At 73.1% G+C, this 14318-nt stretch carries 12 protein-coding genes; 7 read left to right on the forward strand and 5 right to left on the reverse strand.

The features are described 5' to 3' along the window. Positions 1-697: DUF3159 domain-containing protein (locus tag F9B16_RS42370; protein ID WP_404800566.1), on the forward strand; the 697-nt coding region annotated here is incomplete at its 5' end. A 53-nt stretch (positions 698-750) separates the two neighbouring features. Here F9B16_RS42370 and F9B16_RS42375 read toward each other — a convergent pair. Both F9B16_RS42375 and F9B16_RS42380 read right to left on the reverse strand, forming a co-directional pair. After that, entirely contained in the window at positions 751-1410 is a 660-nt protein-coding gene (locus tag F9B16_RS42375) for a potassium channel family protein (RefSeq protein WP_151545913.1), read from the reverse strand. Continuing rightward, positions 1410-2075: a potassium channel family protein gene (locus F9B16_RS42380; protein ID WP_151545914.1), complete on the reverse strand. Its 666-nt coding sequence runs from the start codon at positions 2073-2075 to the stop codon at positions 1410-1412. The genes F9B16_RS42375 and F9B16_RS42380 overlap by 1 nt, the downstream gene beginning before the upstream one ends. Positions 2076-2299: 224 nt before the next feature. On the opposite strand from F9B16_RS42380, the gene F9B16_RS42385 reads away from it, so the two are divergent. The 3 genes from F9B16_RS42385 (at position 2300) to F9B16_RS42395 (ending at position 6956) form a co-directional block, all read left to right on the forward strand. Continuing rightward, positions 2300-4333 carry an APC family permease gene (locus F9B16_RS42385; protein WP_151545915.1) on the forward strand — a complete coding sequence of 678 codons (2034 nt, stop codon included), beginning with the start codon at positions 2300-2302 and terminating at the stop codon, positions 4331-4333. 70 nt (positions 4334-4403) lie between these two features. Further along, positions 4404-5720, forward strand: a complete 1317-nt coding sequence (locus F9B16_RS42390; RefSeq protein ID WP_151545924.1) for a class I SAM-dependent RNA methyltransferase — start codon at positions 4404-4406, stop codon at positions 5718-5720. A gap of 48 nt (positions 5721-5768) precedes the next feature. Continuing rightward, positions 5769-6956 carry a GNAT family N-acetyltransferase gene (locus tag F9B16_RS42395; protein ID WP_151545916.1) on the forward strand — a complete coding sequence of 396 codons (1188 nt, stop codon included), beginning with the start codon at positions 5769-5771 and terminating at the stop codon, positions 6954-6956. A gap of 27 nt (positions 6957-6983) precedes the next feature. Here the strand turns inward: F9B16_RS42395 and F9B16_RS42400 are convergent, their stop codons facing one another. Beyond that, the gene (locus F9B16_RS42400; RefSeq protein WP_151545917.1) at positions 6984-8015 is read right to left on the reverse strand and encodes a glycoside hydrolase domain-containing protein; all 1032 of its coding nucleotides are present in this window, start codon (positions 8013-8015) and stop codon (positions 6984-6986) included. Positions 8016-8241: 226 nt separating this feature from the next. On the opposite strand from F9B16_RS42400, the gene F9B16_RS42405 reads away from it, so the two are divergent. Beyond that, complete coding sequence (locus F9B16_RS42405) at positions 8242-9351, forward strand: DUF11 domain-containing protein (RefSeq protein ID WP_151545918.1); 1110 nt, start codon at positions 8242-8244, stop codon at positions 9349-9351. Between the two features lie 44 nt (positions 9352-9395). Continuing rightward, complete coding sequence (locus F9B16_RS42410; protein WP_151545919.1) at positions 9396-10322, forward strand: LLM class F420-dependent oxidoreductase; 927 nt, start codon at positions 9396-9398, stop codon at positions 10320-10322. 198 nt (positions 10323-10520) lie between these two features. On the opposite strand, the gene F9B16_RS42415 is transcribed toward F9B16_RS42410, so the two are convergent. Further along, positions 10521-12251 carry an MFS transporter gene (locus tag F9B16_RS42415; RefSeq protein WP_151545920.1) on the reverse strand — a complete coding sequence of 577 codons (1731 nt, stop codon included), beginning with the start codon at positions 12249-12251 and terminating at the stop codon, positions 10521-10523. 188 nt (positions 12252-12439) lie between these two features. On the opposite strand from F9B16_RS42415, the gene F9B16_RS42420 reads away from it, so the two are divergent. Beyond that, entirely contained in the window at positions 12440-13159 is a 720-nt protein-coding gene (locus tag F9B16_RS42420) for a TetR/AcrR family transcriptional regulator (RefSeq protein WP_151545921.1), read from the forward strand. Between the two features lie 31 nt (positions 13160-13190). Here F9B16_RS42420 and F9B16_RS42425 read toward each other — a convergent pair whose 3' ends face one another. Then, complete coding sequence (locus F9B16_RS42425) at positions 13191-14039, reverse strand: TIGR02452 family protein (protein WP_151545922.1); 849 nt, start codon at positions 14037-14039, stop codon at positions 13191-13193. Positions 14040-14318: the final 279 nt, after the last annotated feature.

Raw genomic sequence — 14318 nt, forward strand, 5'->3', positions numbered from 1 at the left:
GCCCGGCGATCCCGCGCCCGGGCGCACCGGCGCCGGCGACGCCCACGACACCGTCGAGGCCGCCGTGCGGGCCCAGCTCAGCAAGGCGCTCGGCGGCGTCCGCGGCATGGTCGAGGCCGCCGTCCCCACCATCGGCTTCACCGCGACCTACGTCGCGTCCAAGGACATCAAGCTGTCCGTCGGCGTCGGGATCGGCGCGGCGGTGGTGCTGCTCGTGCTGCGGATCGCGCAGCGCACCAGCGTCCAGTTCGTGCTGAACAGCCTCGTCGGCATCGCGATCGCGGCGTTCTTCGCGCTGCGCTCCGGCAAGGCCGAGGACGCGTTCCTGCCCGGCATCATGCTGAACGCCGGCTACGCCGCCGCGATGATCTTCTCGATCGCGGTGCGCTGGCCGATCGTCGGCTTCATCATCGGCTCCGTCACCGGCGACCCGACCGCCTGGCGGTCCGACCCCGGCATCGTCAAGCTGTGCTCCCGGCTGACCTGGCTGCTGGTGCTGCCGTGCGCGCTGCGGGTCGCCGTCCAGTACCCGATCTACCTCGCGTCCGGCGACCAGAGCGGGCTGCTCGGCCCCGCCAAGATCGTGATGGGCTGGCCGCTGCAGGTCGCCGCGCTCGCCACCATGGTGTGGCTGCTCGCCCGCGGCCGCACCCCGCTCCCCGCCGGCGAGGACGACGGCGAGCCCGGCCGCGCCTGACCGAGCCTCGGCGGTGGCGGGGACGGGCCGCCCGGCCCGCCCCCGCTCCGCGTCTACCGGCCGCCGAGCAGCTCCGCGAGCTCGTCCTCCACGTCCTGGCTGGCCACGAACATCAGCTCGTCGCCCGGCTCCAGGGTGTCGTCCGGCGTCGGCACCAGCACCCGGCCCTCGCGCAGGATCGCCACCAGCGCCGTGTCGCGCGGCCAGCTCACCGACCCGACCCGCTCGCCGCCGAGCGGCGCGTTGTCGGGCAGCGTCAGCTCCACCAGGTTCGCCTCGCCCTGCCGGAACGTCATCAGCCGGACCAGGTCGCCGACGCTGACGGCCTCCTCCACCAGCGCCGACAGCAGCCGCGGCGTGGACACCGCGACGTCCACCCCCCACGACTCGTTGAACAGCCACTCGTTGTTCGGATGGTTGATCCGCGCCACCACCCGCGGCACCCCGTACTCGGTCTTGGCGAGCAGCGACACCACCAGGTTGACCTTGTCGTCGCCGGACGAGGCCACCACCACCTGGCAGCGCTCCAGCGCCGCGTCGTCCAGCGCGGAGATCTCGCACGCGTCGGCCAGCAGCCACTCCGCGCGCGGCACCATCTCCACCTTGATGGCCTTCGGGCTCTTGTCGATCAGGAGCACCTCGTGGCCGTTCTCCAGCAGCTCCTGGGCGATGGAGCGGCCCACCGCGCCGGCCCCGGCGATCGCGACCCGCATCAGGCGCCCTCCTCGTTCCGCGCCGCGACGGCGGCGTTGATCCGCTCGACCTCGTCGGCGCGCGCGATGATGTGCACGATGTCGCCGTCCTGGATCACCGTGTTGCGCTCCGGGACGAGCGCCTCGCCCATCCGGGACAGGAACGCCACCCGGCAGTCCGCGTGCTCCTCCAGCGCGCCGACCTTCTCGCCGACCCACAGGTGCCCGGAGTCCAGCTCCGCGAGCAGCACCGCGCCGGTCGGGTCGCGCCACAGCGGCTCCGCGCCCTCGGGCAGCAGCCGGCGCAGGATCTGGTCGGCCGTCCAGCGGACCGTCGCGACCGTGGGGATGCCGAGCCGCTGGTACACCTCGGCGCGCCGGGGATCGTAGATCCGGGCCACCACGTTGTCGACGCCGAACGTCTCGCGGGCCACCCGCGCCGAGATGATGTTGGAGTTGTCGCCGCTGCTGACGGCCACGAACGCGTCCGCGTTCTCGATGCCCGCCTCGACGATCACATCGCGGTCGAACCCGAACCCGGTGATGCGCCGGCCCTTGAAGCCGCTGCGCAGCCGGCGGAACGCCTCCGGGCTCTGGTCGATGATGGCCACGGTATGGCCCTTGTCCTCGAGGATGTGGGCGAGCGTCGACCCGACCCGCCCGCACCCCATGATCACGATATGCACGGCCGTTCCTTCTTCCGTCCAGGGGGACGTCCCCCCTGTACCCCCCGCGCCGTGCACGGCATCCGCCGCCGGTCCGCCGACGCCGTGCTGCACCCGAGGATCGCTTTCCTGAATGATCCCTGCCGGGCTGCAAAACTACACATCCGCCCAGGCGAGCACTACCCGGCCGCCCAGAAGGCGGGGCCGGGGAGGCGCATCTGGCGGACGGGCTAGGCTCTCCTTCCGTGTCAAAGGTTCCGGACCTTGCGAAGCGGCTCATCCTGGGCCGCGCCCTCAGCAGCGCCCAGCAGCACGAACAGCTGCTGAAGAAGAGGGTCGCGTTGCCGATCTTCGCCAGCGACGCCCTGTCCTCCGTGGCGTACGCCCCCCAGGAGATCCTGCTCGCGCTCGCCGCCGCGGGTCTCGTGACCTACCACTACACCCCCTGGGTCGCCGCGGCCGTGGTGGTGATCCTGCTCACCGTCGTCGCGTCGTACCGGCAGAACGTCCGCGCCTACCAGAGCGGCGGCGGCGACTTCGAGGTCGCCACCACCAACCTCGGCGGGAACTGGGGCGTGGTCGTCGCCAGCGCCCTGCTCGTCGACTACGTCATGACCGTCGCGGTCTCGGTGTCGTCCGGGGTGGAGAACCTCGGCGCCCTGCTGAAGTTCATGCAGCCGCACGAGGTGGCCGTCGCCATCGGCATCGTCGTGCTGCTCACCATCGGCAACCTGCGCGGCCTCAAGGAGGCCGGGGTCGCCTTCGCGGTCCCGACCTACCTGTTCATGTTCTCCATCGTCGCCATGCTGCTGTGGGGGCTCGGCCGGCTGGTGCTGGGCACGCACCTGGACGCGGAGACCGCGCACTACCAGATCCACGGGGACGAGACCGGCGTCGCCGGGTTCGCGCTGGTGTTCCTGCTGCTCAGAGCCTTCTCGTCCGGCTGTGCGGCGCTGACCGGCGTCGAGGCGATCAGCAACGGCGTGCCCGCGTTCCGCAAGCCCAAGGGCGAGAACGCCGCCAAGACGCTGCTGATGCTCGGGATCGTCGCGATGACGATGTTCGGCGGGGTCACCGCGTTCGCCTACATCACGCACGCCAAGTTCGCCTCGCCCGACCAGGGCAGCCACCTGATCAACCCGGCCACCGGCAAGGAGGTCACCGACGCCGACCCGGTGATCGCGCAGGTCGCGCACACCGTGTTCAGCAACTTCGAGGTCGGGTTCGGGCTGGTCACCACGATGACCGCGCTGATCCTGTTCCTCGCCGCGAACACCGCCTTCAACGGGTTCCCGGTGCTGGCGTCCGTGCTCGCGCAGAACCGCTACCTGCCCCGTCAGCTGCACACCCGCGGCGACCGCCTCGCGTTCAGCAACGGCATCATCATCCTCGCCACCATGGCCGGGCTGCTGATCTACGCCTACGACGCGTCCGTCAGCAGGCTGATCCCGCTGTACACCGTCGGCGTGTTCGTCTCGTTCACCGTCAGCCAGGTCGGCATGGTCCGGCACTGGAACCGGCTGCTCGCCACCGAGACCGACCCGGCGCAGCGGCGGCGGATGCGGACCTCCCGCGCCATCAACGCGTTCGGCGCCACGCTCACCGGCATCGTCCTCGTCGTCGTGCTGCTCACCAAGTTCCTGCTCGGCGCCTACATCGTCTGCATCGCGATGCCGCTGCTGTTCCTGCTGATGCGGGCGATCCGGCGGCACTACGACCGGGTCGCCGAGGAGCTCGTGCCGTCCGGCGAGGACGTGGCGCTGCCCGCCCGCAACCACGCCATCGTCCTGGTCTCCAAGATCCACAAGCCGACGCTGCGGGCGCTGGCGTACGCCCGCGCGACCCGCCCGTCCTCGCTGGAGGCCGTCACGGTCGCGGTGGACGCCGAGGAGTCCGCCCGGCTCCAGCAGGAGTGGGACGCCCTGGACATCCCCGTCCCGCTGAAGATCCTCGACTCCCCGTACCGGGAGATCACCCGGCCCGTCCTCGCCTACGTCAAGAGCGTCCGGCGCCGCAGCCCCCGCGACGTCGTCACCGTCTTCATCCCCGAGTACGTCGTCGGGCACTGGTGGGAGCAGCTGCTGCACAACCAGAGCGCGCTGCGGCTGAAGGGCCGGCTGCTGTTCCAGCCCGGCGTCATGGTCACCAGCGTCGCCTGGCAGCTGCACTCCTCCGACCGGCTGAAGGGCCGGGTAGAGCCGCCCGGGCCGGGCTCGTCCCGGCGGCCGCCGCGGGTCGAAGCGCGCCCGTCCGGCGGTAGTGTTTCCGACCGTGAGTGAAACCGACGGAGCCGGCCCGGGGGGCACGTCCCCCTCGCGAGCCACCGGCTCGGAGACCGACGTTCCCGAGATCCTCGAACTGGAGATCGGCAACGTCGCCAACGGGGGGTTCTGCGTCGCCCGGCACGAGGGCCGCGTGGTGTTCGTGCGGCACGCGCTGCCCGGGGAGCGGGTGCGGGCCCGGGTCACCGACCGCACCAAGAACTTCCTGCGCGCCGACGCCGTGGAGATCATCGAGGCGTCCCCGGACCGGGTCGAGCCGCCCTGCCCGTTCGCCGGCCCCGGCCGCTGCGGCGGCTGCGACTGGCAGCACGCCTCGCTGCCCGCGCAGCGCGCCCTCAAGGCCGCCGTCGTCGAGGAGCAGCTGAGCCGGCTCGCCGGGATCACCCGCACGGTCGTCGTCGAGGAGGTCCCGTACCCCGTCGACGGCGACGTGGTGCCGCCGCCGGGCCTCGGCTGGCGCACCCGCGTCCAGTTCTCCGTGGACGCCGGCGCGGTCGGCCTGCGCCGGCACCGCTCGCACGACATCGAGCCGGTCGACGAGTGCCTGATCGCCCACCCGGGCGTCGAGCTGATGGGCATCGAGCGCAAGCGCTGGCCCGGCGCGTCCGGCGTCGAGGGCATCGTGTCCGCCACCACCGGCGACCGGCTCGTGGTGCTGCGCGGCCGGGACCGCCGCAAGATCCGCGTGCCCCGGCTGGACGTGCCCGTCCGGCTGGTGCGCGGCAAGCCCGAGCCGGGATCGAACCCGCCGTACGTCCGCGAGAGCGTCTCCGGCCGGATGTTCCAGGTCAGCGGCAGCGGGTTCTGGCAGGTCCACCCGGGCGCCGCGCAGCTGCTCGCCGACGCCGTCGTGGACGCGCTGGAGCCCAAGCCGGGCGACATCGCCCTCGACCTGTACTGCGGCGTCGGCCTGTTCGCCGGCGTCCTCGCCGACCGGATCGGCCCCGACGGCCTCGTCGTCGGCGTCGAGTCCGACGGGCAGGCCGTCCGGGACGCCCGGTTCAACCTGCGGGACCTGAAGAACGTCTCGATCGAGCGCGGCCCCGTCGAGGAGATCATCGCCGACCTGGAGTTCGGCCGCGCCTCCGGCGGCTCGCGCACGCAGAACAAGCGCGGCGGCGGCCACCACCGGGGCGAGCGCGTCCGCCGCGCGGACGTCGTCGTCCTCGACCCGCCCCGCACCGGCGCGGGCCGCGACGTCGTCGAGCACATCACCCGGCTCGCCGGACGCAAGATCGCCTACGTGTCCTGCGACCCCGCGACGCTGGCCCGCGACCTCGGCTACTTCGGCGAGCGCGGCTGGACGCTGGAGACCCTCCGCGCCTTCGACGCCTTCCCGATGACCCAGCACGTGGAGTGCCTCGCGACGCTCGTCAGGGGCTGACGGGACGCGCCCGGAAAACCGGTTGCGGGCGCTGGTTACCGTGGGCGCATGACCGATCTGGAGATCAGGGACGTCCCCGAGGCCGATCTGGACGGGATGATCGACTTCTCCGGGCTGGTGTTCCACCAGCGCATCCGCGAGCGCGACCGGGAACGCTGGCGCTGGATGATGCGGCGCGCCGAGCGCGTCGGCGCCTGGTCCGGCGGCGTCCGGGCGGGGCAGCTGGCCGCGCTGCCGATGCGGCTGGCCGTGCCGGGCGGGACCGTCGCCTGCTCCGCGGTCACCGCGGTCGGGGTGCTGCCGACGCACCGCCGCCGCGGCGTGCTGTCGGCGATGATCGAGCGGATGCACGCCGACGCGATCGCGGCGTCCCGTCCCGTCGCGGCGCTGTGGGCGTCCGAGAGCGCGATCTACGGCCGCTACGGCTTCGGCCTCGCGGACCGGGCCATGGAGCTGGAGGTCGACACCTCCCGCCCGCTCGCCCTGCGCACCGAGCCCGACCCGCGGCCGCTGCGGCTGGTCGACCCCGATGAGGCGCCCGGCGTCCTCGGCCCGATCCACGAGGCCGCCCTGGCCCGCCGTCCGGGCGGCCTGGTGCGCGACGCCGAGTGGTGGTCCCGCAACGTCCTGCCCGAGGAGGAGCTGAGCGACGAGCAGCTCACCGAGCCGCGCGTCGTCGTCCACCCCGAGGGCTACGCGATCTACCGGACGGGCCACGGCACCGTCCGGCTGGAGGACCTCGTCGCGGCGGACGCCCGGGTCGAGGCGGCGCTCTGGCGGTACCTCGCCGGCATCGACCTGACCTCGCGGATCAAGGCGCCGACCCGGCCGGTGGACGACCTGCTGCCGCACATGGCCGCCGACCCCGACCAGGTCAGGGTGACCGGCGGGTACGGCGCGCTGTGGCTGCGGCTCGTCGACGTCCCGGCCGCGCTCCGCGCCCGCTCGTGGGCGGCCGGCGACGCGTTCGTGCTGGACGTCGCGGACACCCGGATCCCCGCCAACCACGGGCGGTGGCGGCTGACGACCGGGCCCGCGCCCGGCTGCGAGCCCACGGCCGACGCACCGGACCTGTCGCTGAGCGTCGCCGACCTCGGCGCCGTCTACCTCGGCGGCGCGACGCTCGCCACGCTGGTGCGCATCGGCGCGGTCACCGAGCACACCCCGGGCGCCGCCGCGCGCCTGGACGCCGCCCTCACCGTCCCGCTGGCCCCCTACACCAACGACGACTTCTGACGATCGGGCCGCAGCGGCCCGACGGGGTCAGCGCCAGAAGAAGACCTTGGCGCTGCCCCCGGTGGCGACCTTCGCGGCGCCGCTGCCGTGCTGGGCGACCTGGAACCGGACCCGGTAGCCGTCGCCCACGGTGTCGGCGCCGATCGAGTACACGATGTGGGTCTGGTCGCCCGCCGACACGTAGTCCTGCACGGGGCCGCCGGTGACCTTGCTGTCGTCCTTGGCGTCGACCTCGACCGCGCGGGCCTGGATCAGCGTGCCCGCCGGCACGCCGGTGACGGTCACCGCGGCGGTCAGCGAATAGTAGGCCGAGCCCCACAGGAGGCTGGGGCCGCCCGAGTCGCTGTGCTGGTGCTCGGAGTCGGCGTAGTCGTGCTGCCAGCTGACGTTGGTCCACTGGCCGGCGGGCAGCTGCTGCTCCTTGGTCGTGCCGACGGACACGTAGCTCGGCATTTCGTCGTCCTCCCCGGGCGAGACGCCGACGCGCCACTGCCCATAGTCGTCCTTCACGGCGCGGTCGTAGTCGAGGCCGACGCCGTTGATGGTGTGGTCGTTGGAGTACTGCTGGAGCTGGGCGCGCGCGTCCCAGCGGCCGCCGGACCAGGCGTAGGTCTGCCACCCGTAGGTGATCTTCCCGGCGTCGAACGCCCGGTTGACCGGCCCGTATCCGGCGTACAGCCCGACGCGGTCGCGGCCGAGGACGGACGCGGCGCCGTCCAGGTAGGCGTTGATCGCGCTCTGCTGGGAGGACGAGGCGTCCCAGTCGACCGCGAAGTAGATCGGCCGGTCGCCGGGCATGCCGCAGGACTCGGCCTGGCTCGCGGCGGCCTGCGCGTCGGCGGTCCCCGCGGCCTTGCCGTCCAGCGCCCGGTTCGCGGCGGTCTCCCACACCACCACCAGCCAGATGCCGGCCTCCGACAGCTCGTCCGCCTCGGCGCGGGTGAGGTTCTTGCCGGTGGTGTCGTGCGAGAGGTAGCGGCACGCGAACTTCGCCCCGGCGCGTTTCAGCGCGGACGCGCCGGGGCGTCCCCACGCGTAGTCGACGCCGAAGACTGCCATGTCAACTCCATGATTCGGATCCAGGTCATCGCCGATTCAACAGGTTGCGCCCGTTTCGTCGCAGGAGATTCCCGAGGTTGATCGCCCAGAACGGGCCCTTCCGCCCGATGTGACTGTCCGTGACGACACGCCGACGTTGCGCTAGCGGTTTTACCGTGCGCTCGCTACAACGGACCTGTCCGCTACGAAGGCGCAGGCCACGGGGGGTTCCACGGTGATCCGGAAGATGACGGGGCGCGACTGCGCGCGGGGGCTCGCGGTGCTGGCCGCCGCCCCGCTGCTGGGCGTGGTGCCGCTGGTGGGCGCGGCCGGCGGCGCGCAGGCCGACGGCCCCGGGCCGTCGGGGCACGGCGGCCACCACGGCGGCAAGGGCAAGGGGCAGAAGGGCGACCACGGCCACAAGGGCAAGGGCAAGGGCAAGGGCAAAGGGCAGGGACGCCCGGCGCCGCACGCGAAGCCCGTCAAGCACAAGAAGAAGGCCAGGTCGGTGCGGCTGCACACCAGCGGTCCCGGCAGGACGGTGCTTCCCGGCCGCACGTACGACTGGCCGTTCGCGGTGACGGCGAAGGGGCCGGCCAGGACGGGCCGGGCCGTGTTCCGCGCGACGCTGCCGAAGGCGCTGGAGTTCGTGTCGGGACGGCGCGACTGCGCGGTGAGCGGGTGGACGGTCGAGTGCGACCTCGGCGCGGTCCGCCCCGGCGAGACGGTCGCCGGGATGATCCGGGCGAAGGTGGCCCGGCGCGCCCGTCCGGACGAGGCGCTCCGGATGCCCGCGACGGTGACGTGGCGCGGCGTGCGCGACGCCGAGGACTTCCCGGTGGCGCGCGTCGCCCGGACGGCGGACCTGGTCATGGTGAAGACCGCCCCGGCGACCGCGCGCTCGGGCGCGCCGATCTCCTACGAGCTGAAGGTCCGCAACCGGGGGCCGGCCACGGCCGAGGACGTGTTCGTCCACGCGTCGGGGCCGGTGCGGCTGCTCACCGGGAACGCCGCGTGCATCCCCGAGACGCGGGGCTTCGTGTGCGGGGTCGGGTCGCTGCGGCCCGGCGAGACGCGGACGCTGCGCCTGAAGGTGCTGCCGGCCGGGAACGTCCGGTCAGGGAAGGTCCTGGCGTACCGGTCGCGGGTCACGTCGTCGACCACCGACCTGAACCCCGGCAACGACTCCGCGACGGTGCGCACCCGGATCACGGCGAAGAAGAGCACCCCGAAGAAGGGCGCGCCGAAGAAGAGCCCGGTGAAGAAGGGGCACGCCGCGCAGGCCGGGGGCAAGAAGCACGCGCCGAAGAGGCCGCACGCGGGCACGCCCCAGTCGAAGCGGGCGGGCGCGAAGTAGGTCCCGTGGCGCGGGCCGGGGCGCGGGCGTACGAGTATGGACTCATGCGTCTACGGATCTTCACCGAGCCCCAGCAGGGGGCGAGCTACGAAACACTGCTGTCTGTGGCCAAGGCGACGGAGGACCTCGGCTTCGACGCGTTCTTCCGTTCCGACCACTACACGAAGATGGGCAACGTCTCGGGCCTGCCGGGCCCGACCGACTCCTGGGTCACGCTCGGCGCGCTGGCCCGCGAGACGAGCCGGATCCGGCTCGGCACGCTGGTGACGGCCGGCACGTTCCGCTACCCGGGCCCGCTGGCGATCTCCGTCGCGCAGGTCGACCAGATGAGCGGCGGCCGCGTCGACTTCGGCATCGGGACGGGCTGGTTCGAGGAGGAGCACGTCCAGTACGGCATCCCGTTCCCGAGCCTGAAGGAGCGGTTCGAGCGGCTGGAGGAGCAGATCCGGATCGTCACCGGGCTGTGGGGGACGCCGGACGGCGAGACCTTCTCCTTCGCCGGCGAGCACTACACGCTGAAGGACTCGCCGGCGCTGCCGAAGCCGGCGCAGGCGGGCGGCCCGCCGGTGATCCTCGGCGGCCTCGGGCCGAAGCGCACGCCGCGCCTGGCCGCCGCGTACGCCGACGAGTACAACGTGCCGTTCCACCAGGTCGAGGACACCGGCGGCGCGTTCGACCGGGTCCGGGCGGCCTGCCGGGACGCGGGCCGGACGAAGCCGATCGTGTACTCGGCGGCGCAGGTCGTCTGCTGCGGGCGCGACGAGGCGGAGCTCGCGCGCCGCGCCGACGCGATCGGCCGCGGGGTGGACGAGCTGCGGCAGAACGGCCTCGCGGGCACCCCGGCCGAGGTCGTGGAGAAGATCGGGCGGTTCGGGGAGCTCGGCGCCGAGCGGATCTACCTGCAGGTCCTCGACCTGAGCGACCTGGACCACCTGGAGCTGCTGGCGTCGGAGGTGCTGGCGAAGGTCTGACCGGCGCCGCTCCGGTGCCGTCGGCGGTACGCCGGAAGGCCCGCGGCGGGACGCGCGCTCCGCGCAGGAGCGCTCGTCCTCGCCGCGGGCCTTTCTCCGGGGTTGCCGGGCCGGGATCGCGGGGCGCGGGCCGCCGGGCGGCCGGGTCGCGGGATGCCGGGCCGGGAGCCGCCGGAGCCGTGGGGCCGTCCGGCGGGGTCAGGCTGTCGCGGGCTGCGCGCCGCCGCCCGGGGCGTCCTGCGGGCGGGCGTGCTTCGGCAGCAGGAAGACCGCCAGGAAGGTCAGGCCGAGCATGCCGGCCACGATCCACAGCGTGATCTCCATGGCGCCGGTGAACCCGGCCTTGGCCGAGTGCGCCGCGTCCGCCGCGACGGCCTTCTGGATCGCGGGGGCGGCGGAGGGCGCCGCGGCGATCGCCGCCTTGACGTCGTCCTGCATCCGCGCGCAGGACGCCGGGATGGCCTCGGCGTCCTTGGCGGTGGCCCGGTCGCGGCCGCACTCGCGCAGGCCGGTCACGATGCGCTCCTGCTGCGCGGCGGGGACGGACACGGCGGCGAGCCGCCCGCGCAGCGCGGCCGACCCGTCGTCGGCGGCGGTGGCGACGTGCCCGCCGAGCAGGCCGAAGAAGATCGTGCCGAGGACGGCAGCGCCGAGCGAACTGCCGAGCTGCTGGACGGCGGTGAGGGTGCCGCCGGCGGACCCGGCCTCCGCGGGCTCGACGCCCGCCAGGGCGATGTCGAAGAACGGCGCCATCAGCAGCCCCATGCCGAGCCCGGTCACGAGCAGGGCGGGGATGAGCTGCCACGGGGTGACGCCGGTGCCCGCCAGCTGCAGCGTGACGAACATCCCGGCCATGCCGGCCGCCATGATGAGGGCGCCCGCCTGGATGACGGCGCGGCCGAACCGCTGGACGGCCTGGGCCGCGCCGAAGCCGAGGACGACGCCGGCCGACCACGGGATCTGCGCCAGGCCGGCCTTGAGCGGCGAGAAGCCGAGGCCGAGCTGGAAGAACAGCGAGAGCACCAGGCCGGTGCCCGCCATGGCGGTGAAGAACACGACGCCGACGACGAGCCCGCCGGTGAAGCCGCGCTTGCGGAACAGGCTCGGGATGATCAGCGGGTCGGCGCCGGCGCGCTGCTTGCGCGTCTCGTACCAGGCGAAGAGCGCCCAGACGAGCAGGGACGCGGCGATCATCGCGAACGTCCAGGCGGGCCAGTCCAGCTCGCGGCCCTGCACCAGCGGGTAGATCATCAGCCCGGCGCCGACGGAGGCCAGCGCGGCGCCGGTGAGGTCGAGCCGGGAGGCGTGCGGGGACCGTCCGGACGGCAGGAAGCGCAGCCCGGCGAGCACCGCGGCGAGGCCGAGCGGCAGGTTGATCAGGAAGATCATCCGCCAGCCGGTGCCCCACAGGTCGGCGTCGATCAGCCAGCCGGCCAGCACCGGGCCGCCGACCGACGACAGTCCCATGACCGGGCCGAACGCGCCGAACGCGGCGCCCATCTCCTTCTCGCTGAACATCTGCTTGATCATGCCGATGCCCTGCGGCAGCATCAGCGCGCCGAACAGGCCCTGCATCAGCCGGGCGCCGATCAGCATGCCGGGCGAGACGGCCACGCCGCACAGCAGGGAGCCGGCGGTGAAGCCGGCCGCGCCGACGATGAACATCTGCTTGCGGCCGTACAGGTCGCCGAGCCTGCCGCCGGTGATGACGCCGACCGCCATGGCGAGGGTGTAGCCGGCGGCGAGCCACTGGATGGTGGCGGCGGAGCCGCCCAGCTCGGCGCGGATGGTGGGGGCGGCGATGTTGGTGATCAGGGAGTCCAGCATGTCCATGATCTCGCCGGCGAGGATCACGAAGAGGGCGGCCCAGCGCCAGCGGTAGCCGGCCGTGCCGGTGGCCCCGGCGGGGGTCTGCAGTGTCTCGGTCATGTCCGTCTCCGATAGGAACAGCGTTCGTTGCTACGAACACCGTTCTAAGGTGGGAACGGCGTTCGTGTCAAGTACGATGTTCGTGTCGTGATTTTGTCTCTCAGGTAGAGAAGATATATCGCGTTCCCGGATAGTCAAGATGTATCGCGAAATTGGGAGGTCCCGAGGTGGCCAGCGCACGTCCGGACATGCCGACGCCCCCGGGCCGCCGGCCCCGCAGGCCCGCGCCGTCCCGGCAGCCGCTCACGCAGGAGCTCGTCGTCGAGACGGCGATCGGGGTCCTGGACGCCGAGGGGCTGGAGGCGGTCACCATGCGCCGCGTCGCGCAGGAGCTCGGCACCGGCCCGGCGTCCCTCTACGCGCACGTCTCGGACAAGCAGGAGCTGCGCGAGCTGATGCTCGACCGGGTCGCCGCCGAGATCAGGCTGCCGGAGCGGCCCGATCCGGACCGGTGGCGCGAGCAGCTGAAGGAGGTGGCGATGGAGGTCCGCCGCGTCTACACCTCGCACCGCGACATCGCGAAGGTCTCCATGGGGCTGATCCCGACGGGCCCGCACCTGCTCGCCGTCGCCGAGGCGCAGCTCGGCCTCATGATCGCGGGCGGCGTCCCGCCGAAGGTCGCCGGGCTCGCCGTCGACACGCTGGGCATGTACATCGACGCCGACGCCATCGAGGACACCTTCTACACCGCGACGGTCAAGGGCGACGAGGACCCGTGGGAGCACTTCCACAAGTACCTCGCCGAGATCCGCGAGTACTACAAGGCCCTGCCGCCCGGCCGGTACCCGCACATCGTGGCGCTGGTGGACGACCTCACCGACGAGGGCGGCGCCGAGCGGTTCGAGTTCGGCCTCGACGTCCTGCTGCGCGGCATCGCGTCCTACGTCGAGGACGCCGGCGGCAAGTAGCCCCCGGCGGGGCCTAGACCGCCGGGGGGCGTCAGCCGAACACGCGGCGGAACGCGTTGCGCCTGGGCGTGTCCTTGGCGGACTCCCAGACGGCGAAGACGACGTGCTCGAAGCGGTTCTCGAACTCGCCGCCCGGCCCGAGCGGCCCGGCGAACGCCTCCGCCACCTCGGCCGGATCGTTGCGGAACACGCCGCAGCCCCACGCGCCCAGGACCAGCCGTCCGTGGCCCCTGGCCAGCGCCACCGCGAGGACCTTCCGCGCGCGCACACGCAGCACCTCGGGGATCCGCTCGGCCTTCTCGGGATCGCGGATCGCGCCCCGGTTCGGAGCGGGCGAGGTCAGGAACGCGACCCCGTACGGCTCGTCCAGCAGCCGCCCGGCGTCGGTGCGGATCACCGGCACGCCGGGGGAGTAGATCATGTGGTCGCTGTAGAGCAGGTCGCCCTGCGCGCGGTGGAACTCGTAGTACTCCCTCGCGGCCCGCAGCGACGGATACAGGCCGGACGAGCGCGCGAGGCCCTCCTCCTGCGCGTGCGCGCCGTTGAGGAACCCGCCGCCGGGGTTCTTGGCGGACGCGAAGTTCAGCGCCAGCGGGACCTTCCCGGGCGCGAGCAGGCGCCGCGCCGCCGCGAGCGTGGTCTCGTCGGTCACCTCGACGCGCGTCGCGGCGCCGGCGGCGGGGCCCGCGCCGGGAGCGGCGGCGGGGAGGTCCTTGAGGAGGGCGTCCAGCTCCTCCGGGCGGTACAGGACGGTGTCGCGCACGCAGCGCGCCAGGTCGTCGGCGATGGAGACGGTGTGCCCGGACGGGGCACGGTACTCGCCGCGTTCGAGGACGGCCACGGTCTCCTGCGCGGTCATCCGGCGGGGGTGTCTGCTCATGTCGCTCCGGATTGTGGCGGGCGCGCGCGCCCGGCCGCAAACCCTTTTCGCGGCCGGTCCGCCACTCTTCGTGATGAGCCGAGACCCGCCTGAGATATGGGGACTTGTAGTACTACCTGGGGATTTGTGGGAAATGATCATATTCTGACTACTTTCTGGCATGCTGGCTGCCCGATGCAGCCTCCACGATCACGACAGGGCCGCCGCCGGGCGTCGTCCCACCGCCGGGCCGCCGCCCCACCGGGCGCGGGCAGCCCGCCGCCCCCGCCGATGCCGCCC

The sequence above is a fragment of the Actinomadura montaniterrae genome (assembly GCF_008923365.1).
Classification (GTDB): domain Bacteria; phylum Actinomycetota; class Actinomycetes; order Streptosporangiales; family Streptosporangiaceae; genus Spirillospora; species Spirillospora montaniterrae.

Coding starts and splice junctions, on each gene's coding strand:
- F9B16_RS42395 (WP_151545916.1), top strand. CDS start 5,769: ATGACCGATCTGGAGATCAGGGACGTCCCCGAGGCCGATCTGGACGGG.
- F9B16_RS42415 (WP_151545920.1), bottom strand. CDS start 12,251: ATGACCGAGACACTGCAGACCCCCGCCGGGGCCACCGGCACGGCCGGC.
- F9B16_RS42410 (WP_151545919.1), top strand. CDS start 9,396: ATGCGTCTACGGATCTTCACCGAGCCCCAGCAGGGGGCGAGCTACGAA.
- F9B16_RS42425 (WP_151545922.1), bottom strand. CDS start 14,039: ATGAGCAGACACCCCCGCCGGATGACCGCGCAGGAGACCGTGGCCGTC.
- F9B16_RS42400 (WP_151545917.1), bottom strand. CDS start 8,015: ATGGCAGTCTTCGGCGTCGACTACGCGTGGGGACGCCCCGGCGCGTCC.
- F9B16_RS42375 (WP_151545913.1), bottom strand. CDS start 1,410: ATGCGGGTCGCGATCGCCGGGGCCGGCGCGGTGGGCCGCTCCATCGCC.
- F9B16_RS42420 (WP_151545921.1), top strand. CDS start 12,440: ATGCCGACGCCCCCGGGCCGCCGGCCCCGCAGGCCCGCGCCGTCCCGG.
- F9B16_RS42405 (WP_151545918.1), top strand. CDS start 8,242: ATGACGGGGCGCGACTGCGCGCGGGGGCTCGCGGTGCTGGCCGCCGCC.